This window comes from Halosimplex aquaticum (assembly GCF_028747785.1).
Taxonomy (GTDB): Archaea; Halobacteriota; Halobacteria; order Halobacteriales; family Haloarculaceae; genus Halosimplex; species Halosimplex aquaticum.
Map to the genome: position 1 here is coordinate 1,256,733 of NZ_CP118158.1, position 23,461 is coordinate 1,280,193.

Here is a 23,461-nt window from a genome sequence, read left to right on the forward strand (position 1 = left end):
GTAAGTACCGAACGCGACTTTCCGGCCCGACAAGTCGGAGAAAGATTTAAGTGAAACGTCGGGACTCAGATCTGGTTCCGAACGTCGCGGACGATACCGTCGATGTCGAAGTCGTCGGCCTCCTTGTCGAAGACGATCTCGTCGTCGACCTCGACGCGGAAGACGCCGTGGTCGCCCATCACGAGTTCGAAGCTGTCGATCTCCGATTCGAGGCTGGTGAGGATCGCTTCCTGCGTGTCGAGCGCGCGCTCCCTGAACCCGCAAGGGACGCAGTAGGTCAGTGTCACGGCCGTCATGGTACCCACTCCGACTGGCGCGGTGATAAGCCGTGCGACGCGACCGCCGCCGCGATACTGCGCCGGACGGCGAGCCGAGACGCCTACTCCCGACCGAACGGCCGCCAGTACAGCAGGGCGACGGTGACGACGAAGACGGCGGTCGAGATGCCGTAGGACCCGTTGGAGACGGCGGCGGCGACGCCGGTGCCGCTCCCGACGACGCCGGTGGCGATCGAGGTGAGGATCGGCCAGCTACAGGAGACGCAGGAGAGCAGGCCGAGGACGCCCGTGACGGCCGACCGCGCGGCGTCGATGACCGTGGCGTAGACGAGATACGCGAGGGTCGCGTAGCCGATCAGCTTGTAGGGGATGAGCGTCAGCGAGACCCCGGCGCCGTTCAAGAGGACCGCGGGCGACCACCCAGGGGGGAGCGCCCACGAGATCCGGTAGGTCGTCGGCCCGTGGCCGGGCCCGACGAGGCCGCCCGTGTACGCCAGGACCGCGAAGTACCCGACGGCCAGGGCCGCCCCGATGCGGCGGTTGCGGGTCGACGCCGACGCGGGGTCGGTGCGGACGACCGCCCACAGCGAGACGTTGATCCAGACGAACGGGTAGATCCACAGCCGCAGCCCCCGGACCGAGAGGAGGTCCTGCGTGCCGAACGCGGCGTACGCGAGGAGGAGGATCACTTCGGTGTTGAGAACGAGCGCGCCCCAGAGGAGCGTCTCCCGGCGCGGGCGGAGCGCGTCGCCGAGCGCCCCCGTGTCGATGGTCCTCATGGGTCAGACCGCCAGGGCGTCGACGACGATGGCGACCAGGAGCGCGCCGAGGTAGGCGTTCGAGGCGTGGAACGCCCGGAACGCGGCCGACTCGGTGCGCTCGCGGTGCAGTCGGAGGACGGCCCAGAGGAAGACGCCGCCGAAGGCGCAGGTGGTCGCCGCGTACACCCACCCCAGTCCGGTCATCGCCGCGAGCGCGACGGCCGCGACGAGGGTCGCGGCGAGGTAGTAGAGGATGTGCTTGCGCGTCTCGGCCTCGCCGCGGACGACCGGCATCATCGGGAAGCCCCCCTTCGCGTAGTCTTCCTTGTACGCGAGCGCGAGGTTGTAGAAGTGCGCCGGCGTCCACAGGAAGATGACGCCCGCGAGCGCCAGCCCCGGCAGGCCGAAGGTCCCGGTGACGGCCGCCCAGCCGATGAGCGCCGGGAGCGCGCCGGCGAACCCGCCGATGACCGTGTTCTGGACGGTGTTGGGCTTGAGGACGAGCGTGTAGACGACGCTGTAGAAGAGGATGGCCGAGAGGCCCAGCGCCGCCGCGAGCAGGTTCACCTGGGCGAACACGGCCAGGGAGAGCCCGGCGAGCCCGACGCCGAAGGCGACCGCTCGCCGGACGGGGATCTGGTGGGTCGCTATCGGTCGGTCCGACGTGCGGTCCATCTTCTTGTCTTTCTCGCGTTCGAGCACGTGGTTAAACGTGCCCGAGGCGCCGATGGCGAGGACGCCGCCGCCGAGGGTGAGGACGACCGCCCGGACGGTCAGGTCGTCGCCGCCGGTGGAGGCCAGCGCCATGCCGGCCGCGGCGACGAGACAGAGCAGCCACATCAGGCGCGGCTTCATCAGGCGGAAGTACGCCGAGAGGGTCGCCGTCGCGCGGCGGAGCGGCGGGAGGTCGGCCGGCGCGGTGGTCGCTGCGTCCGCCGCGACCGTGGGTTCGTCCGACTCGTCGGACGAGTCGAGGCCGGGTTCGACGGCCCAGCCGTCGTCCGGCGCGTCGGAGGCGTCGGGTTCGAGTTCCCACGCGAGCGCGACGACCAGGGCGGTGAACAGGACCATGCCGACGACGAGGTGCGCGGTGGTCAGGAGGTCGGTCGGCCCGGAGGTGACGACGACGGCGCCGATACCGACCTGGACGGGGAAGAGCACGACCCCGAGCGCGAGCGCGGCGAGCACGCGCGGTCGCAACCGATGGCGGGCGCGGACGGCGGCGACGCCGGTCGCGAGCGCGAGGCAACCGACGAGCAGCGCTACCGCGCGGTGGCCCCAGGCGATCAGGAGAGCGGGCTCGGCGAGCGTGACGGGGCCGCGACAGACGGGCCAGTTCGTGCAGGCCCGCGCGGCGTCGGCGATGGAAGCCGTCGCGCCGGCGACGACGAGCAGGTAGACGCCCATCGCGGTCGCTGCGAGCAGCGCGGAGACGTCGGGTCGAGCGTCGCGATTGAACACGTGGGAACCCCGCTGTTGCATCGACTTTGGAGCGTCCGCACTTAGTGTTCGCGCTTCGGGCCCGCTCCAGGCGGTCGGATCGGCGTCGAGCGCTCGCGAGGCCCGCACACGTTCGGGGAAAGAATCAGGCGGGAAGTATCATCATCTTTCGGACACGGCGACGGGATTCAGCACGTTAATATGCGGACAATCCCAAGCCGGATCCAACAATGAAGGGCAAGCGCGTCGCACTTCTGGCGCTGTTCGGGGCCGTCCTGGCCGCGGTGGCGATCGAGCCCGCCGCCGCGCAGGCCGGGGCCGACTCGACCACGGAGGAACTCATCTGGGACCTCAACAACCAGCTGCTGTACATCGCCGTGCCGATCACGGTCCTCGTGGAGGCCATTCTCTTCTACACCGTCTGGAAGTTCAAGAACAACGAGTCGCCGCTCCCCACGAAGGAAAACCGTCGGCTGGAGATCACCTGGACCGTCGCGACGGCCGTCATCCTGCTGTTCGTCGGCGTCGCTTCCTACCAGGTGCTCGCCGAGCCGTACGTCACCGCCACGCAGGACACGGTCGCCGAGAACCTCGGGGAGGACCAGGCAGAGGTCCTCAACGTACAGGTGACCGCCCAGAAGTACAACTGGCAGTTCAATTACCCCGAGTCGGGGGTGAGCAACGCCAACACGCTCGTCCTGCCGGCCGACAGGCCAGTCCGGTTGAACGTCACCTCGGCCGACTGGCTCCACGCCTTCCACGCCCCCGGCCTCGGACTGAAGACCGACGCGTTCCCCGGGCAGTCGAACTACATCTTCACCAAGCCCACCGACACCGGCGAGTACCAGCTCTACTGCGCCGAGTACTGCGGCGTCGGCCACTCGCAGATGCTCGGTACCGTCGAAGTGCGGAGCCAGGAGGAGTTCCAGAGCTGGCTCGCCGAGAACAGCGGCTCCGGCGGCTCGGGCGGCAACGCCACCGCCGGCAACGCCACCGCCGGCAACGGGACCGCGGCCAACGAGACCGCCGCGCTCTCCCCGTAAGTCCACTCGCGGCGCGTTTTCCCGGTTTTCGCTCTGCGCTCTCGATCCCTCACCCAGCGGCTGCTGCTCTTTTGACGGACCGGTCCGTAGCGCCTCCATGCAGTACTTCGAGGACCTGTCCGTCGGCGAGACGGCCGATTTCGGCAGCTACCAGGTGACAGACGAGGAGATCACGACCTTCGCCGAGCAGTACGACCCGCAGCCGTTCCACACAGACCCCGAGGCCGCGGCCGACACGCCGTTCGGCGGGCTCGTCGCCAGCGGCTGGCACACGGCCGCCATGACGATGCGGTTGCTCGTCGACAACCACCTCGCCGATGGAGCGACCCGCGGCGCGCTCGGCGTCGACGATCTCCGGTGGCGCCGGCCGGTCAGGCCGGGCGACGAACTCGTGGTCCGGACCGAGATCGTCGAGAAGGAGGACTGGGACGACGACAGCGGGCTCGTCTCCGTCGCGATCACGACCGAGGCCGACGGCGAGGAGGCCCTCTCGATGGTCGGGCTCGTCCTCTACGAACGCCGCGAGAAGGCGTAGCTCACTCGGACCGGGCGGAACCGCCACGCGAGCGGGCGCGCTCGGTCAGTTGCCGGCGACCAGGCCGGGCTCCGGGACGCCCTCGCGCTCGGTGTAGGCGTCCAGGTGCCGCTCGCCGTCCTCGGTGATCCGGTAGACGACTTCGGCGCTCACCGGTTCGACCAGGTCGCTCTCGACCAGTTTCTCTGTCCGGCGCTGGACGTAGTCGGTCGGCATCCCCAGACGGTTGGCGATGAGCGGCACGTACGTCGGCCGCTCTCGCGAGAGGTAGCTCAAGATCGCTGCGTCCGCGCCGCGGAACCAGTCTGGGTGCTGTGGCATCGGTATCCCCGTCGTACCATGATACTCGTTCACATATAACACTGTCGCCGCAACAGTCCGGACCGCGGTGCGCGGGCGGCCGACGGTCGCGGTCCCGCGCCAACAGAGTCAAATCCCGGCAGTCCCGAGGGGTACCAGAGACGTGCCATCGAGTGTCGGCGGTCGACCGAGTGTCCTCGTCGTCGACGACGAGGAAGAAGTAGCGGACGTGCTGGCGCTCAAACTCCGGGACGACTACGAGACGCGGGTCGCGTACGGCGGCGAGGAGGCGCTGGAGGCGATCGACGAGACCGTCGACGCGGTGTTGCTCGACCGGCGGATGCCAGATATCCACGGGGACGAGGTGCTCGCGGAGATACGCGAGCGCGGCTACGACTGCGTGGTCGTGATGACGACCGCCGTCGACCCGGACCTGAACATCCTGGAGATGGACTTCGACGACTACCTCTCGAAGCCCATCGAGACGGAGACGCTGCTGACGACGCTCGACCAGCAGATCGACAGCAGGCGGTCGGGGGACCCGAAGCTCGAGGAGTTTTTCGCCGTCGTGTCGAAGATCGAGGTCCTCGAAGAGGAACTCACGCCCGCGGAGCTCGCCGAGAGCGACGAGTACGAGCGGCGAAAGCGCGAGGCCGAACGGCTGGGCCGGGAACTCCAGGAGTCGCGTCCCGACTTCGAGGAGATCGTCGACACCTTCCGGGACATCGGTCGCAACTCCTCGTAGGCGGCGCGACTCCGGCGACCTGCGCTCGGCGCTGCGTCCGCTACAGCCCGTCCAGCGCCGCGCGGACCGCGTCCCAGTCGGGCTGTTCCTCCGGGTCGTCGGCGGCCCAGGCGTAGCGGACTGTCGTCTCCGCGTCGATCACGAACACGGCGCGGTTCGACACGTCCCGGTGGCCCGCGAGTTCGGCGTACCTGACCCCGTATCGCTCGCTGACGGCGCCGTCGCTGTCCGAGATCAGCGGGAACGGAAGGTCGTGCTCCCGGGCGAGCGCCCGGTGGCTGAACGCGCTGTCGCGCGAGACGCCGAGCACCGTCACGTCGTCGCGCCCGTCGAGCCACAGCGCGTCCCGGAGCGCGCACAGCTGGTCGGTACAGCCGGGGTTGAAGTCGAACAGGTAGAAGCTGAGGACGACCGGCCCGTCGCGCGTGTGCTCGGCGAGCATGTACTCGCGGACGGCGTCGCCGTCGGTGCCGGGGAGGATGAAGTCGGGCGCGGCGTCACCGTCGGAGAGCATCGGTCCGGGCGTTCGCCGCAGACCGGCATAAACCGGTCGGTGGTCGCGGATTTCGGCGGAAGCGACAGAGCTTTTCCCCGCCGCTCTATAGCGGGGGGTACCACAGATGCTCCAGGGAGCGACGCTCGAACGAGCGGGGATCGACGCGGTCGCCATCAAGCCCGCGGAGGTCGACGTCGGGCGCGCGGCCGACCTCGACGTCGACGCGTTCGCGGTCGACTACGAGGGCCGCGAGCACCTGCCGTCGCCGGAGACGCTCGCGGCCCTGGCCGACGAGGCGGACGTGCGCGTCACCACGCCCGTCCGCGCCGACGGCTTCGACCCGCTGGGGGCCGACGACCTCGCGACGGCGCTCCCGGAGGAGGTCGGGCGCGTGCTGGTCGCCGGCCACCCGGCGTATCTCACCGACACCGAGCGCGAGCGAGCGGTCGCCCCGCGACTCCGGGCGGCCGCCGCGCGGAGCCGCGACCCCTGGGTCGGCACCGAGGGGATCGAACGCATCGCCCTCGCGGTCGGCGGCACCCAGTTCGAACTGCTCGGGCCCGGCACCGCCCGCCGGCTCCGCGCGCTCAGACAGGCCGGCTTCGAGGGGGAGGTCGCCGTCTACGCGCCGACCGTCCTGACCGACGAGGAAGACGCGGTTCTGGACGCGCTCGGCGCCTACGCCGCCCGCCGCGGTCCCGTCGCCGCCGCGCTCCCCGACGGCGCGCCGACGGACGCGAGCGCCGACGGCCGCGCCCGCGAGGTGCTCTCGCAGGCGGTCCGCGACTACGGCCTCGTCGGCGACGCCGACCGCGTGGCCGACCGGGTCGCCGAACTGCGAGACGCCGGCGCCGACCACGTCGTCGGCTACCCCGCCCGCGGGCTGGACCCCGTCCTGTAGATGTCCCGGCGCGTGGCCGTCGTCGGCGGCGGCGCCCTCGGCGTGACCGCCGCCCGCGACATGGCGGTCCGGGGCGCCGACGCAACTCTCTACGAGCGCGACGAGGTGGGGAGCGGCGCGTCCGGTCGCGCGGCGGGCATCGCGTACGACGCCTTCGCCGAGGACGTCGACGCCGCGGTCGCCGAGCGCGCGGTCGAGCGGTTCCGGGAACTCGACGCCGAGGGAGCCATCGAGTTCGCGGACCACCCCTACGTCTGGTTCGCGCGAGCGGGCGACGAGCGCCACGCCGACGCCGTCCGCGAGAGCGTTGAGCGGATGCGAGCGAACGGTCGGGACGTGGAACTGCTCGACGCCGCCGCGATCGCCGACCGGTTCCCCGCGATCGCGTCGGTCGACGTCGCTGTCGCCGCCGTCGCGCGCAACGCCGGCTATCTCGATCCCAAGTCGTACGTGCGGGCGATGGCCGACCGGGCCGCGGCGGCGGGCGCCGCCGTCGAGACCGGGACGAAAGTCGCGCTCGCCGACGACGGCACCACAGTCGAGACGCCGTCGGACACCGAGTCGTTCGACGCGGTGCTGGTCGCCGCGGGCGCGCACACCAAGCGCCTGCTCGCCGGCGTCGGCGTCCCGATCCCGATGAAACCCTACCGCGTGCAGGCGCTCGCGACCGGCCCGTTCGACGGCGCCGGCGCGGTTCCGACCTGCTACGACGCGACCGCTGGGCGCTACGCCCGGCCCCGCGAGGGCGGACTGCTCGTCGGCGACGGGACACAGGAACGGGAGTTCGACCCCGACGACTACGACGCCGACGCCGACCCCGCTTTCGAGCGGGCGTCGCTCGACTGGCTGGACGACACCGTCAGTACGGAGCGGGGAGAGAGCGAGTTCGGGATCCGTCGGTCGTGGGCGGGGCTCTGTACGGCCACGCCCGACCGCGACCCGCTACTCGGTCCCGTCGAATCCGACCTGTTCGTCGCCACCGGCTGGCACGGCCACGGCTTCATGCGCGCGCCGGCACTCGGCGAGCGGATCGCCGAGGCGATCCTCGGTGGTGACGGGATCGAGGCGTTCGATCCGCGACGCTTCGACGGCGACGAGTCGTTCGAGGTCGTCGAGGGGATGACCGTCGAAGAGTAGCGGCGAGGAGTAGCGGCGAGAAGCGGTGCGATCGCGGCCCGGTCGCCGCCCGTTATTCCGTCGCGTCGGACCAGCCCGATTCGTCGGTATCTTCGTTCGCGCTGTCGTCCGCGTCGGTTCCGCTCTCGTCGCCGGCGGTAGCGGTCGGTTCGGCGTCGAGTTCGTTCGCGTCGGCGTCGGCCTCGTCGACGCTCTCGGTTTCGAGCGCCTCGTCGACGTCGGCCTCGACTGGTTCGTCCGTCTTCGGGATCTCGACTTCGAGCGTGCCGTTGTCGCGGAGCGTCGCGGTCGCGGCCTCGGCGTCGACACGGGCGTGCTCCGGGAGTTCGACGCGACCGTCGAGCGCGAGGCCGCGGCCGGGGTAGCGCATCTCGAAGCCCTCGTGGAACCCGCGGAAGCGGTCGATGCGGACCTCGACGGCGCCGTCGTCGTACTGCACCTGCACGTCCGACCCGCGGACGCCCGGCGCGTCGAAGACGGCGAGGTACTCCTCGTCGTTCTCCAGCAGGTCGACGGGCAGCGGCGTCCGCTCCTGGGCGCGGCCCATCGCGCGGCCGACGTTCTCCAGGACGGCGTTGCCGAGCGACTCCCCGATGTGGCGGATCTTGCTCATACCCGGCGGTTAGGCCGGTGCTCCCTTCAGGATTGTGCCCGCGGACGCAGGACAGAACTGGAGAACGGGATCCCTACAGCTCGATCTCTTCGAGGCAGTCGGTCCCGCCGCAGACCGGGCACTGCAGGTCGTCGACGGAGTGATCGTCGGGCACGTCGTAGGTGTAGTGGTTCTCGAACATGTCGAGGAAGCAGTCCTCGCTCGTGCACTTGATCTCCTTCGTCGGTGGCATGGTCGCGGGTTCGGACGGCCGACGGATACTGTTTTCGGCGCCCGGACGAACCGGAGGCTGGCCGGAGTCGGCCGGACGGTCAGGTTTCGGGACTTCGGCGTGCAGTGCTTTCTCGTAGAACCCGTTCAGGCGTGTTTCGGGAGCGAGACGGTGAAGACGCAACCGTCCGGGTCACGGTCCTCGACCGAGATGGTGCCGCCGTACTGCTCGACGAGCGTGTGCGCGAGGTACAGCCCGATCCCGGTCCCCGGGCTATCGGGTCCCATCTCGCCCTTGCCGAAGACGGACTCCTTCTGCGCGTCGGGGATCCCCGGCCCGTTGTCAGCGACGCGAACGCGAACGTCCGTCCTGGACTCCTCGGCGCTGACCGTGACGCGCGGGTCGGCCCCTTCGTTGTGGCGAGCGGCGTTGCTGAGCAGGTTCCCGAAGACAGACGAGAGCAGTTCGTTGGCCCTGACCGCGGCGTGGGGGATCTCGCCGTCGACGGTGACCGTCAGGTCGTCGTGTCGCCGGTCGGCCTTCTCGACCTCGTCTTCGAGGATGTGCCGGACGTTCACGCCGGTGAGCGCGAACTCCGCGTCGCTGCCGATCGAGTCGACGAAGTCCCGCGCGATGTTCGTCAGCTCCGCGATGTGGTCGCAGGTGTGTTGGATCCGGTCGACGTACTCCTGGCCGTCGTCGTCGACGTGGCGGTCGATGCCGTCGGCCCAGGCGATGAGCAGCTGGACGTCGTTGTTGATGTCGTGGCGCACCAGCCTGTTGATGACCGCGAGTTCGTCTGTCCGGGTCTGTAGCTCCCGCTCGCGGCGTTTCTGCTCGGTGATGTCGCGAGTGATGAGCTGGAAGGAGTCGGACTCGCTCCCGACCCTGACAGGCGCGGCGACGTTGTGGAAGTGGCGGACCCCGTAGCCGTCCTGGAAGGTGACCGCCGACCCGGCCGTCAGCGCTCTGCGGCCGTGTTCGACGCGGGTCGCCGCCGACTCCGTCGGGAGCACGTCGGTGAGGTGGCTCCCGATCAGCTCCTCGCGCGTCGTGTCGAACGACCGCGCGGCGGCGTCGTTGGCGGCGGTGATCGTCCCGTCCGCGGCGACCTGCGTGATCTCGTCGGGCGTGTTGTTGACCAGCAGCTCGTACTTCTCGTTGGCGCGGCGCTGGGTGACGACGTTCTCGATCCGGTTGGCGAGCAGCTGGAGCTGGCCCTCCTCGGCGATGTCGTCTTTCCGCAGGTAGTCGTCGATCCCAGTGCCGATCGCCCGGCTGGCCGTCTGCTCGTCGCCCTGGCCCGTCAGCAGGATGAAGGGGAGCCCGTACTCGGCCTCGACGCGCTCGTACAGCTCCAGGCCGCTCAGCCCGGGCATCTCGAAGTCGCTCACCACGCAGTCGACTGAGCCATCCGCGAGCGTCTCCAGCGCCTCCTCGCCGCTGCTCGCCTTCGACACCGAGATGTCCTCCGACTCGCCGAGCTTGTCCGAGACGATCTGCCTGAAGAAGCCGCTATCGTCGACGAGGAGCACGTCTATCGACGACGTACGTATCATAGGATAGATTTCCCGGACGGGGTGTTATAGCTACCTGCCGTATTTTTTCAGACGATAATCGAGCAGACTGCGGCGGAACGCGCCGCCGACCGGACCCGGCCGCGGACCCGAACCGGAGCCGTTGGCTGCAAGCCCGGGATATTTCAGTCCGGAGTCGAACTGGCCCGCATGGCAGACGAACACGGCGGGTTCGAGGGCGTTCGCGAGAACCTCGACGGCAACCCGATGTGGCGGCTCATCGGCTACGCGACGCCGTACTGGCTCCGCCTCACCGTCGGGGTCCTCGCTTCGTTCCTGACGCGCTTCGCCCGGCTGGTCCCGCCGATAATCGTCGCCGCGGCCATCGACCGCGTGGTCCTCAACAACAGCGAACCCGGGTTGTTGACACAGGCGGGCATCCTCCCGCCGGGCGAAATCACGAGCGAGGCCGCGAAGGTCTCGTTCCTCCAGCGGCTCGTCGTCATCGCCGCGGTGGCGTACCTCGTCCGGTCGGTCTCGCGGTTCGCCTCCCGCTATCTCCTCCAGTCGACCGCCCAGAAGGTCCAGCGCGACCTGCGAAACGACACCTACGACCACCTGCAGCACCTCTCGATGGACTTCTTCGCCGACCACCAGACCGGCGGGATGATGTCCATCCTCAACAGCGACATCAACCGGCTGGAGTCGTTCCTGAACACGGAGTTCCGCCAGTTCATCCGCGTCGTCGCCACCGTCGGCGGCATCGCCGTCATCCTCTCGACGTACTCGGTGAAGCTCGCGCTCATCGCGCTCGCGCCCGTCCCGATCATCGGCCTCGCGAGCGGCCTCTTCCTCACGTGGATCGAACCGCGCTACCGGTCGATCCGCCAGACCGTCGCGCGGCTCAACACCCGCCTGGAGAACAACCTCAGCGGCGCGGCGGTGATCAAGGCCTTCGACCGCTACGACTTCGAGCGCGAGCGCGTCGAGGCCCAGAGCCAGACGTACCACGACGAGAAGGTCGCCGCGCTCCGCATCCGCCGGGGCTTCTTCGCCGCCTTGCGTCTCCTGACCGGCGTCGTCTTCGTCGCCATCCTCTACGTCGCCGGGATGGACCTCATCAACAACCCCGAGAGCGAAGCGGCGCTGAGCGCCGGGACCTTCGCCGTCTTCTTCCTCTACCTCCGCCGGCTCTACTCCCCGATGCGCCGGGTCGGCAAGTCCGCGAACAAGTACCAGCTCGCCAAGTCCAGCGCCGAGCGCGTGTTCGGCCTGCTCGGCCAGGAGCCCGACGTCACCGAACCCGACGACCCCTACGAACCCGACCGGATCGACGGCTCCGTCGCGTTCGAGGACGTGACCTTTGCATACGACGAGGAGCCCGTCGTTCAGGACGTCTCTCTGGACGTCTCGGCGGGCGACACTATCGGGCTCGCGGGCCCCACGGGCGCGGGGAAGTCCACGCTCCTCAAGCTCGTCCCGCGCTTCCACGACCCCGACGAGGGCGTCGTCAGCGTCGACGGCCGCGACGTACGCGAGTACGGGCTCCAGTCGCTCCGGGACCACGTCGCCGTCGTCGAGCAACAGCCGTACCTCTTCTCGGGCACCGTCGCCGAGAACGTCGCTTACGGCGACCGCGAGGTACTCGACGGCGAGGAAGCCGGGGACGACGCGGCGCGCGAACGCGTCCGCGAGGCCGCCCGCGCCGCCGAGGCCGACGCGTTCATCGAGGACCTCCCCGAGGGCTACGACACCCAGATCGGCGAGCGCGGCATCAAGCTCTCGGGGGGCCAGCGCCAGCGCGTCGCCATCGCTCGCGCGCTGTTGAACGACCCCGAGATCATCATCTTCGACGAGGCGACCAGCGACGTCGACACCGAGACCGAGGAGCGCATCCAGGAGAGCCTCGACCGGCTGGTCGAGGACCGCACGGCCTTCGTCATCGCCCACCGGCTCTCGACCATCCGCGACGCCGACCGCATCGTCGTCATGGACGACGGCGAGATCGTCGAACGCGGGACCCACGACGCGTTGCTCCGCGACGAGGGCGACTACGCCGACCTGTGGTACGCCCAGGCCGACGAACGGCCCGTGAGCGCGGACGACTGACGGCCGTCGGTCGCGAGCAGCGCCGATGCCGACGACAGCGGTCCGGAATTCGCGGGGTGCTGGAAATGCAGGCCCGCTACTCATACCCGTCCTCGCGTAAACGGAGGTACGGCGCGTCGGACCCGGCCAACGCGGGACGGCGCAGCGGTCGCGAGCGGACACCGACGGCGACGGCCGCTCAGGACGACACGGGTCTCCGTCGGATACGCGGCACGCCTCGACACGGAGCCGGGTCTGCGGCGACAGCTATTCGAGAGTGATACACATGCCACTGGACGAAGACAAGTATCCCGGAGAGACGGGTCGGCGGCGGTTCGTGAAAGGCGTGGTCGGGAGCTCGGCGCTCGCTAGCCTCGGCGTCGGCGGAGCGGCCGCGATCAACCTCACGACGGCGCCGTCCGGCGGCGGGGGCGGCCCGACGCAGTTCGTCGCGATCGAGAACATCGACGGCCCGGCCCCGCGAGGGATGCCGATAATCCCCATGGAGGTGACCGACGCGGGCGAACTCCGCGGGGTGTTTCCCGAACCGGAGACGGAGGTGGTCGCGGGCGTCGAGCGGACGGTCGCCGAGACGGAGATCGGCGGAGTGACGTACTCGCCGCGGTGGTTCCAGTACTGCGGCGTCGAGCAGTACCAGGGCGTCCAGCCCACCGCGGACGCGGACAACTTCTTCCGCGCGGCGTCGAGTCCGCCCCCGGCCTACGAGTGGCAACAGGACATCGACGAGGGGACCGTCCTGACCGTCGACATGTTCGACGACTACAAGGAGTGGGGCAACGGCATCGGCGTCGACGGCCTCGGCAAGCCGGCCTGGGGGCGGTGGCGCTCCGAGGGGGAGGACGCGAAGACGATCCCGATTCAGGTGCTCCGGTCGCCCGAGATCAGCACGCTTGTCGAGGGCGGCGAGGGGTTCTACGACTACAGCAACGTGCCGGAGCAGGCCAGGTCGTTCGTGGAGGCGGCGACCGAGCAGGACTTCATCGCCTGGCTCAACAAGTGCACGCACTTCTGCTGTGTCCCCGGGTACAAGGTCCTCACCGGCAGCGCGAACTTCGACGCCTCGAACGAGGTCTACTGCCAGTGCCACCAGTCGGTGTACAACCCGTTCAGTCCCGTCCTGAAGCAGTTCGTCGCGCGACCGCGCCCGACGGAGTGAGAGCGGGCCGCTCTCGCTCGGGTCGGTGCCGCCGCTCGCCGATACCTCCGCGATCCTGGGGCGGCAGGTCGGGGCCGCGGAGCCCGTCTCAGAAGAGATGCGCGCGCTTTTACCCGTCGAGGCAGTAGTCCGCTCCGATGACTACCGACCCCGCGACGCTCTCGGTGACGATCGTCGACGGGTACGTCGACGAGCCGGCGCACTTCGGCGTGCCGCCGTACGTCTCGACGTACCCGCGCTACACCGCGGGGGCGCTCGTCGACGCCGGCGTTCCCGAGTCGCAGATCACCTACCACACCATCGACGCGCTCCGCGAGGAGCGCCGGCGCTGGGCGGACGTGGCCGACGCGGATCTCATGATCTACGTCGGCGGGATGACTGTCCCCGGGAAGTACGTCGGCGGCACCCCCGCCGAACCGGACGAGGTGCGCCGACTCACCTGGGAAGCCGACGGGACGACCCTGCTGGGCGGTCCCATCCGCTTCGGCGTCGGCGAGGAGAACAAGGGCGCCGAGGAGACCGAACGCGACGACCTCGACTACGACTTCGTGGCGAAAGGCGACGTCGAGGCCGCCGCGTACGACCTCGCGGCGAACGGACTGGAGGGGTTCGGCGACCGGATGCGCGACAACGAGGAGATCGCCCGCTGGGCCGAGCAGGGCGCGTTCGTCGTCGAACAGCACCCGAACCACCCCGACTACCTCATCGCCGAGATGGAGACCTCGCGGGGCTGTGCCTACCGCTGTTCGTTCTGCACGGAACCGCTCTACGGCGACCCCGCGTTCCGCTCGGCGCAGTCCGTCGTCGACGAGGTCGACGCGCTCTCGGACCACGGCGTCCGGGACTTCCGTCTGGGTCGCCAGGCCGACATCCTCGCCTTCGGCGGCGACGGCGAGGCACCGAATCCAGACGCCCTCCGGGACCTCTACGGCGGGATCCGCGAGGTGGCGCCCGACCTGCGGACGCTGCACCTCGACAACATGAACCCGGTGACGATCACGGACTACCCGGAGAAGTCCCGCGAGGGGATCCGGATCATCGCCGAGCACAACACCCCGGGTGACACCGCCGCGTTCGGCCTCGAATCGGCCGACCCGCTCGTCCAGGAGGAGAACAACCTGCTGGTGAGCGCCGAGGAGTGCCTCGAAGCGGTCCGCATCGTCAACGAGGAGGGCGGCTGGCGTCCGGGCGGCGACCGCGACTCCGCCCCCAACTTCGGCGACGACGCCGCCCGGCGCCTCCCGAAACTCCTGCCGGGGATCAACCTCGTCCACGGGCTCAAGGGCGAGCGTTCGGAGACCTTCGAGCACAACAAGCGGTTCCTGCAGCGCATCCTCGACGAGGGGCTGATGGTCCGCCGGATCAACATCCGGCAGGTGATGGCCTTCGAGGGGACCGAGATGAGCGAGACGGGCGCGGAGATTGCCCGCGACCACAAACAGCAGTTCAAGCAGTACAAGCGCGAAGTGCGGGAAGAGATCGACAACGCGATGCTCCAGCGGGTCGCGCCGCCGGGGACCGTCCTGCCGGACGTCCACCTGGAGTACCACCAGGACGGCAAGACATTCGGCCGGCAACTGGGCACCTACGCGCTGCTCGTCGCCATTCCCGGCGAGCGCGAACTCGGGCAGACCGTCGACGTGGCGATCACCGACCACGGCTACCGCTCGGTGACGGGCGTGCCCTACCCGCTCGACCTCAACTCGGCGTCGATGGACGAGTTGCGCGCGGTCCCCGGCGTCGGCCGGTCGACCGCGGGCGACATCGTGGTCGACCGCCCCTACGAGACCGTCGACGCCGTCGGCACCGACGCGGATCTCTCGACGTTCGCCACGGTCGACGGCGCGGAGCCGGTCGATATCCCGGGCCTGGCCGACCGACCGGACCGCGCCGACTACGCGGACGTGGCGGACGCCCCGGGCCAGTCAGAAGTCGGCGACTGAGGGGGCAGAAGCAGACGGCTACCACCGTCCCCGAACCGGCGACCGCGAACGTCGGAGGCGGCGACTGGCGCCGTTCGACCGCCGGACCTTGCGCAGGCGAACAGAAGGTTCTTGGCCGTGCCTGCCGCTACCTGCACCAATGAGTGACGTCGAGGTGAGCGTCGTCCTCCCGGCCTACAACGAGGAGGCCACCATCGAGCGGACGGTGGAGGTCACGCTGGAGACGCTCGCCTCCTTTCTGCCGGCAGACGCCTTCGAGGTGATCGTCGCCGAGGACGGCTGCGACGACCGCACGCCGGAGATCGCCTCGCGGATGGCGAGCGAGGACGACCGCGTGCGCCACATCCACAGCGACGAGCGCCTCGGCCGCGGCGGCGCGCTGGAGTACGCCTTCGAGCGCGCCGAGGGATCGACGCTCGTCTACTTCGACACCGACCTCGCGACGGACATGAAACACCTCGAAGAGCTGGTCGAGAGCGTGCGCTCCGGCGAGTACGAGGTGGCCACCGGCTCGCGCTGGATGCCCGAGAACAAGGCCGAGCGACCGGCCAAGCGCGCGGTGTCGAGCCTCGGGTACAACACGCTCGTCCGCCTGTTCCTCCGCTCGGACCTGGAGGACCACCAGTGCGGGTTCAAGGCGATCTCGCGGGAGACGTTCGACGCGCTCCGCGGCGAGGTCGAGGACGAACACTGGTTCTGGGACACGGAAGTGCTCGTGCTCGCCCAGCGCCGGGGCTACCGGGTCAAGGAGTTCCCCGTCGACTGGGAGCCCAAGGGCGACACGAAGGTCGACCTCGTCCGGGACGTGTTCGGCATGGGGAGCCAGATCCTCCGGACGTGGTGGCAACTCTCCGTGAGCCCGCGGCTCTCACGGCGCGTGAGCATGGCCGCCGGCTCGGTCCTCGTCATGCTCGCGCTCGTCGTCGCGGTCGGCGTCGTCTTCGACCTGGAAGCCGTCTTCGACGCGATGAGCGGCGCCGACTCGCGGTGGGTCGTCGCTTCCGGCGTCGTCTACCTGCTCTCGTGGCCGCTGCGCGGACTGCGCTACCGCGACATCCTCGACAGACTGGGGTACTCCGGCGACACGTGGTTCCTGACGGGCGCGATCTTCATCAGCCAGACCGGGAACCTCGTCTTCCCGGCCCGGCTCGGTGACGGCGTCCGCGCGTACGTGGTGAAAGCCCGACGGGACGTGCCGTATCCCAGCGGGTTCGCGTCGCTGGCGATCGAGCGGGTGTTCGACCTGCTGGCGATCACCGTCCTCGCCGGGACGGTACTCGTGGGCCTGGTCCTGACCGGCGGGACCGACCAGATCGCACAGGCCATCGCCGCGGAGGTGCCGCCGGTCACCGTCGGCGGCGAGACGATCGACCCGGGCGCGGCGGCCCGGACTGCGCTGCAGGTCGCCGCGGTCGTGGGCGGCGCGGCGGTCGTCGCCGTCACGGCGATTCTACTCAGCGCCCGCCGGGACTCCGACTACGTCCACCGCGCGGTCACGGCGGTCAGCAACGACTCCTACGCGGACTACGTCGCCGGCGTCATCGAGCAGTTCGTGGGCGACATCGAGGCGGTCATCAGCGACCGAAGCGCCTTCGCCCGCGTCGGCGTCGGCAGCCTCGTCATCTGGGTCGTCGACGTGCTGACGGCGCTGGTCGTGTTCTACGCGTTCGGCGACGCGATCAGGCCCGCGCTCGGTGGGGTGATCACCCCCGCACTCGTCGCCACCGCCTTCTTCGCGGTCAGCGTCGGCAACCTCGCGAAGGTGCTCCCGCTCTCTCCGGGCGGGATCGGCCTCTACGAGGGCGCGTTCACGCTCATCGTCTTCGGGCTCACGGGGATTCCGGCGCACGTCGCCTTCGCCATCTCCATCGTCGACCACGTCGTCAAGAACGCCGTCACCATCGTCGGCGGCCTCGCCTCGATGGCGTGGCTCAACGTCTCGCTCACCACCGCCGTCGAGGAGAGCCGCGAAGCAAACGAGGTCGAGGCCGCCGCGGCGACCGAGGACTGAGGGGCCTCGGCCCGCCGGCTCGTTTTCAGTAGAAGTCGGTGGCGAACGGCCCGAACGCGCCCGCGACGGCGTGAGCCAGCGCGGACTCGCGGTCGATGGCGCCGCCGGTCAGCACGCCTGCCGCGCCCTCTCGCTCGCTGATCGCCTCGGTGTCGAGCACGTCGTCCAGTACCGGCCCGAGTTCCTCGCCGTCGCGGACCCGCTCGGCGATGCCGTCGGGGAGGCGCAGGCTCGGGCCGCCGCCGCGCTCCAGTCGGTCCCCGTCGCTGACCGCCGCCCACATGATCAGGTACAGGCCGGGTCGCTCGTCGAACTCGGCCACTCCGCCCTCGATACCGACGCCGTAGGTCGCCTCGGGGTCGGCTTCGAGCGCCCGTGCCGCGCGGTTCTCCGCCCCGGTCACCGTCTCCGCCTGGCTGATCGGCTGTTCGGAGACGCCCGAGTCGACATCGACGCCCGTCACGTCGGCGTCGAACAGCGCCGCCGTGGCTCGTTCCGTCGCGCTGACCTTCACCGGATTCGTGCTCCCGACTGCGACGCGTTCCATGCCCGAACGCTCTCGTCACCGACCGCTTGGCCGTTTCGCTCTCGGTTCGGGCCACGTCCCACGGCAGGTACATAAAGCGGTAACTAACTGGCGTGGAAAGCGTTCACATGCTCACCGAAATCCCGCCTCGATACAGTTTCGGTCCGATCGCGAACGTGAGACCGACAGATTTATAAAAATTTCTCCGAATGGTTGTCTCACCATCGGACGCGTCCGGGATTTTTGCGGCGTTCCCGACCCGGATGAGTACGCCCCAGAGCTATGAGCGACTCTCGAATCAGAACCCAGCGGACGGACGAACAGGAAGACGAACAGACCGACGAGCGAACCCACCAGTCGTGCCCGGAGTGTAGCGGTGCCCTCGTCGTGGACGACGAGCGCGGCGAGACGGTCTGCGAGGACTGCGGCCTCGTCGTCGAGACCGACGAGATCGACCGCGGTCCCGAGTGGCGCGCCTTCGACGCCAGCGAGAAAGACGAGAAGTCCCGTGTCGGCGCGCCGACGACGAACATGATGCACGACAAGGGCCTCTCGACGAACATCGACTGGCGCGACCAGGACGCCTACGGGAACTCGCTGAACTCGAACCAGCGCCAGAAGATGCAGCGCCTACGGAAGTGGAACGAGCGCTTCCGCACCCGCGACTCGAAAGAGCGCAACCTCAAACAAGCGCTCGGCGAGATCGACCGGATGGCCTCGGCGCTCGGCCTGCCCGAGAACGTCCGCGAGACGGCGTCGGTCATCTACCGCCGCGCGCTGGACGAGAACCTCCTGCCCGGCCGCTCCATCGAGGGCGTCTCGACGGCGTCGGTCTACGCCGCGGCCCGCCAGGCGGGCGTCCCCCGTAGCCTCGACGAGATCAACGAGGTCTCCCGCGTCGAGAAGTCGGAGATCGCTCGCACGTACCGCTACGTCATCCGCGAACTCGGCCTCGAAGTCGCGCCCGCCGACCCCGAGAGCTACGTCCCGCGGTTCGCCTCCTCGCTGGAGATGTCCGACGAGGCCGAGCACCGCGCTCGAACGCTCCTCCAGAACGCCAAGGAGCAGGGCGTCCACTCCGGCAAGTCGCCCGTCGGCCTCGCCGCCGCGGCCGTCTACGCCGCCGCCCTGCTCACGAACGAGAAGACGACCCAGGCCGCGGTCTCCGAGGTGGCCGACATCTCCGAGGTCACCATCCGGAATCGCTACCACGAACTGCTGGAGGCCGAGCAGGGCCTCCCGGTGGCCTGACGGGGACGTCGCCCGCGACCGCCTGTCCTCCCGATCCGGGACCGGGCCGCCGACTCGGACCCGACAGCTCCTGATCGACCCCGACGAGCGACGCGTCGGTCCGCCTCGAAGCGCGTTCGAGAATCAGGCCTGATAACCGCGCAGGTACGCTTAATTCGCTCGCTTCCGGCGGTACGCACATGGCTTCCGAATCCGGCGATCTCGCCTCCGATACACTCGACGTCTCCGACGAGGCGGGAGACATGACGATAGATGAACTGGGGACCGCGATCGACGAGCTCTTGCGGGCCTCCGAGAGCGTCTCCGGCAGTTCACAGCAGATCAGCGAACTCGCGAACGAGCAGTCCGAGACGATGCGGGAGGTCGCGGCGGAGATCTCAAACCTCAGCGCGACCGTCGAAGAGGTCGCCTCCAGCGCGAGCCAGGTCCGTCAGGTCAGCACCGAGGCGCGCGACCTCGCCGACGACGGCCGCGAGATGGCCGACGACGCCATCGACGCGATGGAAGCCGTCGACGAGGCCAACACGGAGGTCTCCGACGACGTCGAGCAACTGCGCGACCGCATCGACGAGATCGACGACATCGTCGAAGTGATCAACGACATCGCCGACCAGACGAACATGCTGGCGCTGAACGCCTCGATCGAGGCGGCACGGGCCGGCGAGGCCGGCGAGGGGTTCGCCGTCGTCGCCGACGAGGTCAAGAGCCTCGCCGAGGAGTCCCAGCAGAACGCCACGGAGATCGAACAGCTCGTCTCGAACATCAAGAGCGACACCGAGAGCACCGTCGAGAGCATCGACCACGCGAACGAGCAGGTCGAAGAGGGGATCGAACAGGTCGACGACACCGTCGACGTGCTCCGGGAGATCGACGCGGCCGTCGAGGAGGCCGCCCAGGGCGCCCAGGAGGTCGCGAGCGCTACCGACGAGCAGGCCGCCTCGACCGAGGAGGTCGCCTCGATGGTCGACCAGACCGCCGACAGCGCCGAGGAGGTCGCCAGCGAGATCGAACGCATCGCCGCGGCCAACCAGCAGCAGACCGCGCAGATCACCGAGATCCAGGACCTCGTCCGCGACCTCGACTCGTAGGCCGAGTCGCGGGCGACCCGGTGACCCGCGCCGACCGGCCGGCGCGGATCCGGACGCTTTTTTCTCGCCTCGCCGAACGACCGGACATGGACATCGATTTCTCGTCGTTCGTGCTCGCGGCCGCGACCGCGGACCTGAGCGACGAACCGCACGCGCGCGACCACGCCGACGCCGTCGAGTTCCGCCTGGACATGGCGAGCGACCCGCTCGACGCGCTCGCGGCCTACGACGGCGACCTGCCGCTGATCGCGACCAACCGACCGACCTGGGAGGGCGGCGAGGCGGCGGACGGCGAGGACCGCCTCGACGCGCTCCGGACGGCCGCCGCGCACGATGCGGTCGCCGCGATCGACGTCGAACTGGCGGCGCTGGAAGACGGTGACGCGACCGACGTCGTCGACTACGCCCGCGACCGCGGGACGGCGGTCGTCGTCTCGACCCACGACTTCGCGGAGACGCCCCATCGCGACACGATGCGGGAGCTGCTCGCCGAGGCGAGCCGCTGGGGCGACGTGGCGAAACTCGCCGTCACCGCCGAGGGCGCCGGCGACGTGCTCGACCTGCTCGGGGCGACGTGGGACGCGACGACCGCCGGCGAGACGGTCGCGACGATGGCGATGGGCGAAGCCGGCCGCCACTCCCGGGCCGTCGCACCGCTGTACGGCTCGCGCATCGGGTACGCGCCGGTCGACCCCGCCGACGCGACCGCGCCCGGGCAGTACGACCTCGCGACGCTGTCGGGGCTCGTCGACCGCCTGCGGAGCGAGCGGCCGAAAGCCGGGGAGTCGGAAGCTTAACAACGCGGGACGACCGAAATCGGGCAACTAACAGTGAGTACTCGGAACAACACACGGCCGTGGCTGGCGGTCGTCCTCGCTTTCCTCTACCCCGGGCTCGGGCACGTCTATCTCCGCGAGTGGCTCCGCGCGCTCGTCTGGTTTTTCCTCAACGTGACGAGCTTCGCCCTCCTGATGGACGAGGAGGCGATGCCCGAGACGACCAGCCTCGACGCCCTCTTCCGCGCCGCCGAGAACATCCCGCCGGAGGCCGCGCTCGCGCTCGTCTCCATCACCGTCTTCAGCATGATCGACGCCTACTGGATGGCCAAGCGCCAGAACCGCGACGCCGCCGTCCAGGAGGGGACGACCTGTCCGAACTGCGGCCGGGACGTCGACCCGGACATCGACTTCTGCCACTGGTGCACCGAGCGCATCGCCCCCGAATCGGAGTCCGAGGACTCCGGGTCCGGCGTCTGAATCGCGGAGTCGACCTCGCCGGACGAGGGGTCACCCCGTCGGCGTCCGCTCGTTCGTCGGCCCGCTCACGACCTCGTCGTAGAGCGTGATCAGCTGTTCGCCCACGGCGTCGAGCGTGAACTGTTCGGTGGTCGCCGCGGCGTTCGCGCCGATCCGCTCGCGCTCGTCGGCGTCCTCGCAGAGCCGGGCGATGGCGTCCGCGAAGTCCGTCGCCGTCGCGCACTTGCGACAGTCCTCGCCGTCGTCCAGCCACTCGTAGGTCGGGATGTCGCGGATGACGGGCGGCTTCCCGCAGTGCATCGCCTCCAGTAGCGCCATCCCCTCGTTCTCATTTTTCGACGGCCAGAAGAACACGTCGCCGGCCGCGGGCGCGCCCCGCGGGTCCTCGATGTACCCGGTAAAGGTGCAGTTCTCGGGCGAGTACTCGACGAGCTTTCGCGTCTCGCGGGGCTGGAGGAACCTGTCGAGTCGGCCGCCGGTGGGGTTGAGGTAGCCGAACCAGGCGAAGTCGTACTCCGGGAGCGCCCGGGCCGTCTCGACGAACGTCCGCAGACCCTTGCGCTTGATGACGTGGCCGAACATGAAGACGACCGGCGGCTCCAGATCGTACCGGTCCAGGTACTCCTCGCGGAGGGCCGGGTCGTCCCAGCCGGCGAAGCGCTCGTGGTCGAACCCGTTGGAGATGACCGTCGACGGGGTGTCGGTGTACTCGGCGATCACCTCCTGGTTGTGCTCTGAGGGACAGATCAGGTGGTCGGCGAGGCCGTAGGCGTACGCGAGATAGGGTCGCAGGGGTTTGGCGAGCGCGTTCGAGAAGACGAAGCTGTCCCGGAAGTCCGCGGCCGTGTTGTGGGTGTGAAAGAGGACGGGGATCCCGCGCCGGCGGGCGCGCTTGGCGTAGTAGAGAGAGCGCGGGCCGGCGTTGTTGAGGTGGAGCAGGTCGACGTCGAGGGAGGGGTCGGTGGTGTAGTCGATGTCGTGCTCGTCGAGGATCGCACGCTGGTTGTTGACTGACTGGGCGAACCCGCCGGTGACGACGCCCTCGCCCTCGAAGTAGTGGCTGACCCTCATAGCAGGCTCGCCACCGCTCGTCCGGACTCGGTCAGGGCGTAGCCGTCGTCGGTCTTCGCGACGAGGTCGCCGCGGAGTCGGTCGAGGTGGTAGTTGAACTGGCCGGAGTCGGTCACGTCCACCCGCGTGCGCAGGTCCGAGAAGCGCACCGTCTCCTCGTCGGCGTCGGCGAGCGCCGCGAGGATGCGCACCCGCGTCTCGTTGCTGAGGAGCGTGAACGTGTCCGACACCGCCGCCGGGTCCGCGCGCTCGTCGCCATCCGCGCCGACGACCCCGCGCGCATCGTCGCGCTCGCCGGGCGCGTCTCCGCCGTTCGCCTGTTCACTCATCATCGAAGAGCACCTCCGGGATCCCGACGTCGGAGACGACCGGCGCCCCGTCGTCGTCGCGGCGCCAGGCGATGGCCGGACCGACCTCGTAGGCCTCCTCGCTGTCGAACGACAGCGTCGCCGTCCCGCCGCGGGCGAGGTGTTCGTTTATCGCCTGGCGGGTCTCGCGGTCGAAGCGGTTCATCCCGGCGACCGACTTGCCCCCGCGGACGGCGACGACCTCGAAGTCGAGACCGCCGCGGCTCGTCTCCAGGCGGACGCGCAGCGGCACCCGGTAGCGCGGGTCGTCGCCGGTCACGTCGTCGAATCGGAGGACGGCGTCCTCCGCGCGTTCGAGCTCCGTCATCTCGCGTTCGAGGCCCGCGCCCGCCGTCTCGACCGACTCCATCGACGCGCGGAGCGACTCGCGGACCTGGTCGTGGACCTGTCCCTTGATCTCCTCGACCATCGCACCGATGGAGTCGCCGTGGTCGACCGAGCCGGAACCGAACTCGACGTTGACGTCGTGGCCGTGGTGACCGCGCCGGTCGTCCGCCGCGCGGCGGTCCCCCTCTCGGCCGGGGCTCGCGCCGGGCGGCTGTGGCTCTCCCGGTCGCTCCTCGGGCACCTCGCGTAACCCGCGGTGGAGCACCTCCTCCCAGGAGAGGTCGAGTTCGCGCTTGCGGGCCTTCATCCGCTCGAAGACCTCGTCGTCGTCGATAGTGATCCGCACCTCTCTCGCCATGACGTGAGTTCTAGCAGATG

At 69.6% G+C, this 23,461-nt stretch carries 25 protein-coding genes; 13 read left to right on the forward strand and 12 right to left on the reverse strand.

Annotated elements, in window-relative coordinates:
- Positions 1-65: 65 nt before the first annotated feature.
- The 3 genes from PSC72_RS06235 to PSC72_RS06245 all read right to left on the reverse strand — a co-directional run bounded on the left by PSC72_RS06235 (position 66) and on the right by PSC72_RS06245 (position 2,521).
- Positions 66-296 (reverse strand): Rdx family protein, encoded by a 231-nt coding sequence (locus PSC72_RS06235; protein WP_274325027.1) that lies wholly within the window; start codon positions 294-296, stop codon positions 66-68.
- An 83-nt stretch (positions 297-379) separates the two neighbouring features.
- The gene (locus PSC72_RS06240; protein WP_274325028.1) at positions 380-1,057 is read right to left on the reverse strand and encodes a DUF7546 family protein; all 678 of its coding nucleotides are present in this window, start codon (positions 1,055-1,057) and stop codon (positions 380-382) included.
- Between the two features lie 3 nt (positions 1,058-1,060).
- Positions 1,061-2,521 (reverse strand): heme o synthase, encoded by a 1,461-nt coding sequence (locus tag PSC72_RS06245; protein ID WP_274325029.1) that lies wholly within the window; start codon positions 2,519-2,521, stop codon positions 1,061-1,063.
- Positions 2,522-2,709: 188 nt separating this feature from the next.
- On the opposite strand from PSC72_RS06245, the gene coxB reads away from it, so the two are divergent.
- Entirely contained in the window at positions 2,710-3,522 is an 813-nt protein-coding gene (gene coxB / locus PSC72_RS06250) for a cytochrome c oxidase subunit II (RefSeq protein WP_274325030.1), read from the forward strand.
- A 97-nt stretch (positions 3,523-3,619) separates the two neighbouring features.
- Entirely contained in the window at positions 3,620-4,057 is a 438-nt protein-coding gene (locus PSC72_RS06255; RefSeq protein WP_274325031.1) for a MaoC family dehydratase, read from the forward strand.
- Positions 4,058-4,102: 45 nt separating this feature from the next.
- On the opposite strand, the gene PSC72_RS06260 is transcribed toward PSC72_RS06255, so the two are convergent.
- A complete protein-coding gene (locus tag PSC72_RS06260) occupies positions 4,103-4,378 on the reverse strand; it encodes a helix-turn-helix domain-containing protein (protein WP_274325032.1) in 276 nt (91 codons plus the stop codon).
- A gap of 142 nt (positions 4,379-4,520) precedes the next feature.
- On the opposite strand from PSC72_RS06260, the gene PSC72_RS06265 reads away from it, so the two are divergent.
- Positions 4,521-5,102, forward strand: coding sequence for a response regulator transcription factor (locus tag PSC72_RS06265; protein ID WP_274325033.1), 582 nt, complete (start codon positions 4,521-4,523; stop codon positions 5,100-5,102).
- Between the two features lie 40 nt (positions 5,103-5,142).
- Here the strand turns inward: PSC72_RS06265 and PSC72_RS06270 are convergent, their stop codons facing one another.
- Positions 5,143-5,616, reverse strand: a complete 474-nt coding sequence (locus PSC72_RS06270) for a redoxin domain-containing protein (RefSeq protein WP_274325034.1) — start codon at positions 5,614-5,616, stop codon at positions 5,143-5,145.
- Positions 5,617-5,722: 106 nt separating this feature from the next.
- Between PSC72_RS06270 and PSC72_RS06275 the strand changes: the two genes are divergently transcribed.
- Together PSC72_RS06275 and PSC72_RS06280 are read left to right on the forward strand one after the other, a co-directional pair.
- Entirely contained in the window at positions 5,723-6,499 is a 777-nt protein-coding gene (locus PSC72_RS06275) for a DUF7388 family protein (RefSeq protein ID WP_274325035.1), read from the forward strand.
- Complete coding sequence (locus PSC72_RS06280; RefSeq protein WP_274325036.1) at positions 6,500-7,636, forward strand: NAD(P)/FAD-dependent oxidoreductase; 1,137 nt, start codon at positions 6,500-6,502, stop codon at positions 7,634-7,636.
- A gap of 52 nt (positions 7,637-7,688) precedes the next feature.
- Here the strand turns inward: PSC72_RS06280 and PSC72_RS06285 are convergent, their stop codons facing one another.
- The 3 genes from PSC72_RS06285 to PSC72_RS06295 all read right to left on the reverse strand — a co-directional run bounded on the left by PSC72_RS06285 (position 7,689) and on the right by PSC72_RS06295 (position 10,019).
- Positions 7,689-8,249 carry an Hsp20/alpha crystallin family protein gene (locus PSC72_RS06285; protein ID WP_274325037.1) on the reverse strand — a complete coding sequence of 187 codons (561 nt, stop codon included), beginning with the start codon at positions 8,247-8,249 and terminating at the stop codon, positions 7,689-7,691.
- A 73-nt stretch (positions 8,250-8,322) separates the two neighbouring features.
- Positions 8,323-8,481 (reverse strand): DUF7559 family protein, encoded by a 159-nt coding sequence (locus PSC72_RS06290; RefSeq protein ID WP_274325038.1) that lies wholly within the window; start codon positions 8,479-8,481, stop codon positions 8,323-8,325.
- Positions 8,482-8,606: 125 nt separating this feature from the next.
- Entirely contained in the window at positions 8,607-10,019 is a 1,413-nt protein-coding gene (locus PSC72_RS06295; RefSeq protein ID WP_274325039.1) for an ATP-binding protein, read from the reverse strand.
- 168 nt (positions 10,020-10,187) lie between these two features.
- Here PSC72_RS06295 and PSC72_RS06300 point away from each other — a divergent pair, with 168 nt between their 5' ends.
- The 4 genes from PSC72_RS06300 (at position 10,188) to PSC72_RS06315 (ending at position 17,196) form a co-directional block, all read left to right on the forward strand.
- On the forward strand, positions 10,188-12,086 hold the full coding sequence (locus PSC72_RS06300; RefSeq protein WP_274325040.1) for an ABC transporter ATP-binding protein: 1,899 nt from the start codon (positions 10,188-10,190) through the stop codon (positions 12,084-12,086).
- 265 nt (positions 12,087-12,351) lie between these two features.
- Positions 12,352-13,242, forward strand: a complete 891-nt coding sequence (locus PSC72_RS06305) for a ubiquinol-cytochrome c reductase iron-sulfur subunit (protein ID WP_274325041.1) — start codon at positions 12,352-12,354, stop codon at positions 13,240-13,242.
- A gap of 137 nt (positions 13,243-13,379) precedes the next feature.
- On the forward strand, positions 13,380-15,185 hold the full coding sequence (locus PSC72_RS06310; RefSeq protein WP_274325042.1) for a radical SAM protein: 1,806 nt from the start codon (positions 13,380-13,382) through the stop codon (positions 15,183-15,185).
- Between the two features lie 139 nt (positions 15,186-15,324).
- Positions 15,325-17,196 (forward strand): flippase-like domain-containing protein, encoded by a 1,872-nt coding sequence (locus tag PSC72_RS06315; RefSeq protein WP_274325043.1) that lies wholly within the window; start codon positions 15,325-15,327, stop codon positions 17,194-17,196.
- A gap of 25 nt (positions 17,197-17,221) precedes the next feature.
- Here PSC72_RS06315 and yjjX read toward each other — a convergent pair whose 3' ends face one another.
- Positions 17,222-17,743, reverse strand: coding sequence for an inosine/xanthosine triphosphatase (gene yjjX, locus PSC72_RS06320; protein WP_274325044.1), 522 nt, complete (start codon positions 17,741-17,743; stop codon positions 17,222-17,224).
- A gap of 261 nt (positions 17,744-18,004) precedes the next feature.
- On the opposite strand from yjjX, the gene PSC72_RS06325 reads away from it, so the two are divergent.
- The 4 genes from PSC72_RS06325 (at position 18,005) to PSC72_RS06340 (ending at position 21,317) form a co-directional block, all read left to right on the forward strand.
- Positions 18,005-18,973: a transcription initiation factor IIB gene (locus tag PSC72_RS06325; protein ID WP_274325045.1), complete on the forward strand. Its 969-nt coding sequence runs from the start codon at positions 18,005-18,007 to the stop codon at positions 18,971-18,973.
- Between the two features lie 179 nt (positions 18,974-19,152).
- Positions 19,153-20,061 carry a methyl-accepting chemotaxis protein gene (locus tag PSC72_RS06330; protein WP_274325046.1) on the forward strand — a complete coding sequence of 303 codons (909 nt, stop codon included), beginning with the start codon at positions 19,153-19,155 and terminating at the stop codon, positions 20,059-20,061.
- 86 nt (positions 20,062-20,147) lie between these two features.
- Positions 20,148-20,858 carry a type I 3-dehydroquinate dehydratase gene (locus PSC72_RS06335; RefSeq protein WP_382261337.1) on the forward strand — a complete coding sequence of 237 codons (711 nt, stop codon included), beginning with the start codon at positions 20,148-20,150 and terminating at the stop codon, positions 20,856-20,858.
- Between the two features lie 33 nt (positions 20,859-20,891).
- Positions 20,892-21,317: a zinc ribbon domain-containing protein gene (locus PSC72_RS06340; protein WP_274325047.1), complete on the forward strand. Its 426-nt coding sequence runs from the start codon at positions 20,892-20,894 to the stop codon at positions 21,315-21,317.
- 30 nt (positions 21,318-21,347) lie between these two features.
- Here PSC72_RS06340 and PSC72_RS06345 read toward each other — a convergent pair whose 3' ends face one another.
- Genes PSC72_RS06345 through PSC72_RS06355 form a run of 3 tightly spaced genes read right to left on the reverse strand, consistent with a single transcriptional unit; the run spans position 21,348 to position 23,441 of the window.
- Positions 21,348-22,388, reverse strand: coding sequence for a glycosyltransferase family 4 protein (locus PSC72_RS06345; protein ID WP_274325048.1), 1,041 nt, complete (start codon positions 22,386-22,388; stop codon positions 21,348-21,350).
- Entirely contained in the window at positions 22,385-22,717 is a 333-nt protein-coding gene (locus tag PSC72_RS06350; protein WP_274325049.1) for a winged helix-turn-helix domain-containing protein, read from the reverse strand. The genes PSC72_RS06345 and PSC72_RS06350 overlap by 4 nt, the downstream gene beginning before the upstream one ends.
- Entirely contained in the window at positions 22,710-23,441 is a 732-nt protein-coding gene (locus PSC72_RS06355) for a hypothetical protein (RefSeq protein ID WP_274325050.1), read from the reverse strand. The genes PSC72_RS06350 and PSC72_RS06355 overlap by 8 nt, the downstream gene beginning before the upstream one ends.
- Positions 23,442-23,461: the final 20 nt, after the last annotated feature.

Bases quoted from the DNA above. Each gene is read 5' to 3' on its own strand.
- PSC72_RS06235 (WP_274325027.1), bottom strand. From the start codon at position 296: ATGACGGCCGTGACACTGACCTACTGCGTCCCTTGCGGGTTCAGGGAG.
- PSC72_RS06240 (WP_274325028.1), bottom strand. From the start codon at position 1,057: ATGAGGACCATCGACACGGGGGCGCTCGGCGACGCGCTCCGCCCGCGC.
- PSC72_RS06245 (WP_274325029.1), bottom strand. From the start codon at position 2,521: ATGCAACAGCGGGGTTCCCACGTGTTCAATCGCGACGCTCGACCCGAC.
- coxB (WP_274325030.1), top strand. From the start codon at position 2,710: ATGAAGGGCAAGCGCGTCGCACTTCTGGCGCTGTTCGGGGCCGTCCTG.
- PSC72_RS06255 (WP_274325031.1), top strand. From the start codon at position 3,620: ATGCAGTACTTCGAGGACCTGTCCGTCGGCGAGACGGCCGATTTCGGC.
- PSC72_RS06260 (WP_274325032.1), bottom strand. From the start codon at position 4,378: ATGCCACAGCACCCAGACTGGTTCCGCGGCGCGGACGCAGCGATCTTG.
- PSC72_RS06270 (WP_274325034.1), bottom strand. From the start codon at position 5,616: ATGCTCTCCGACGGTGACGCCGCGCCCGACTTCATCCTCCCCGGCACC.
- PSC72_RS06275 (WP_274325035.1), top strand. From the start codon at position 5,723: ATGCTCCAGGGAGCGACGCTCGAACGAGCGGGGATCGACGCGGTCGCC.
- PSC72_RS06280 (WP_274325036.1), top strand. From the start codon at position 6,500: ATGTCCCGGCGCGTGGCCGTCGTCGGCGGCGGCGCCCTCGGCGTGACC.
- PSC72_RS06285 (WP_274325037.1), bottom strand. From the start codon at position 8,249: ATGAGCAAGATCCGCCACATCGGGGAGTCGCTCGGCAACGCCGTCCTG.
- PSC72_RS06290 (WP_274325038.1), bottom strand. From the start codon at position 8,481: ATGCCACCGACGAAGGAGATCAAGTGCACGAGCGAGGACTGCTTCCTC.
- PSC72_RS06295 (WP_274325039.1), bottom strand. From the start codon at position 10,019: ATGATACGTACGTCGTCGATAGACGTGCTCCTCGTCGACGATAGCGGC.
- PSC72_RS06300 (WP_274325040.1), top strand. From the start codon at position 10,188: ATGGCAGACGAACACGGCGGGTTCGAGGGCGTTCGCGAGAACCTCGAC.
- PSC72_RS06305 (WP_274325041.1), top strand. From the start codon at position 12,352: ATGCCACTGGACGAAGACAAGTATCCCGGAGAGACGGGTCGGCGGCGG.
- PSC72_RS06310 (WP_274325042.1), top strand. From the start codon at position 13,380: ATGACTACCGACCCCGCGACGCTCTCGGTGACGATCGTCGACGGGTAC.
- PSC72_RS06315 (WP_274325043.1), top strand. From the start codon at position 15,325: ATGAGTGACGTCGAGGTGAGCGTCGTCCTCCCGGCCTACAACGAGGAG.
- yjjX (WP_274325044.1), bottom strand. From the start codon at position 17,743: ATGGAACGCGTCGCAGTCGGGAGCACGAATCCGGTGAAGGTCAGCGCG.
- PSC72_RS06325 (WP_274325045.1), top strand. From the start codon at position 18,005: ATGAGCGACTCTCGAATCAGAACCCAGCGGACGGACGAACAGGAAGAC.
- PSC72_RS06330 (WP_274325046.1), top strand. From the start codon at position 19,153: ATGGCTTCCGAATCCGGCGATCTCGCCTCCGATACACTCGACGTCTCC.
- PSC72_RS06335 (WP_382261337.1), top strand. From the start codon at position 20,148: ATGGACATCGATTTCTCGTCGTTCGTGCTCGCGGCCGCGACCGCGGAC.
- PSC72_RS06345 (WP_274325048.1), bottom strand. From the start codon at position 22,388: ATGAGGGTCAGCCACTACTTCGAGGGCGAGGGCGTCGTCACCGGCGGG.
- PSC72_RS06350 (WP_274325049.1), bottom strand. From the start codon at position 22,717: ATGAGTGAACAGGCGAACGGCGGAGACGCGCCCGGCGAGCGCGACGAT.
- PSC72_RS06355 (WP_274325050.1), bottom strand. From the start codon at position 23,441: ATGGCGAGAGAGGTGCGGATCACTATCGACGACGACGAGGTCTTCGAG.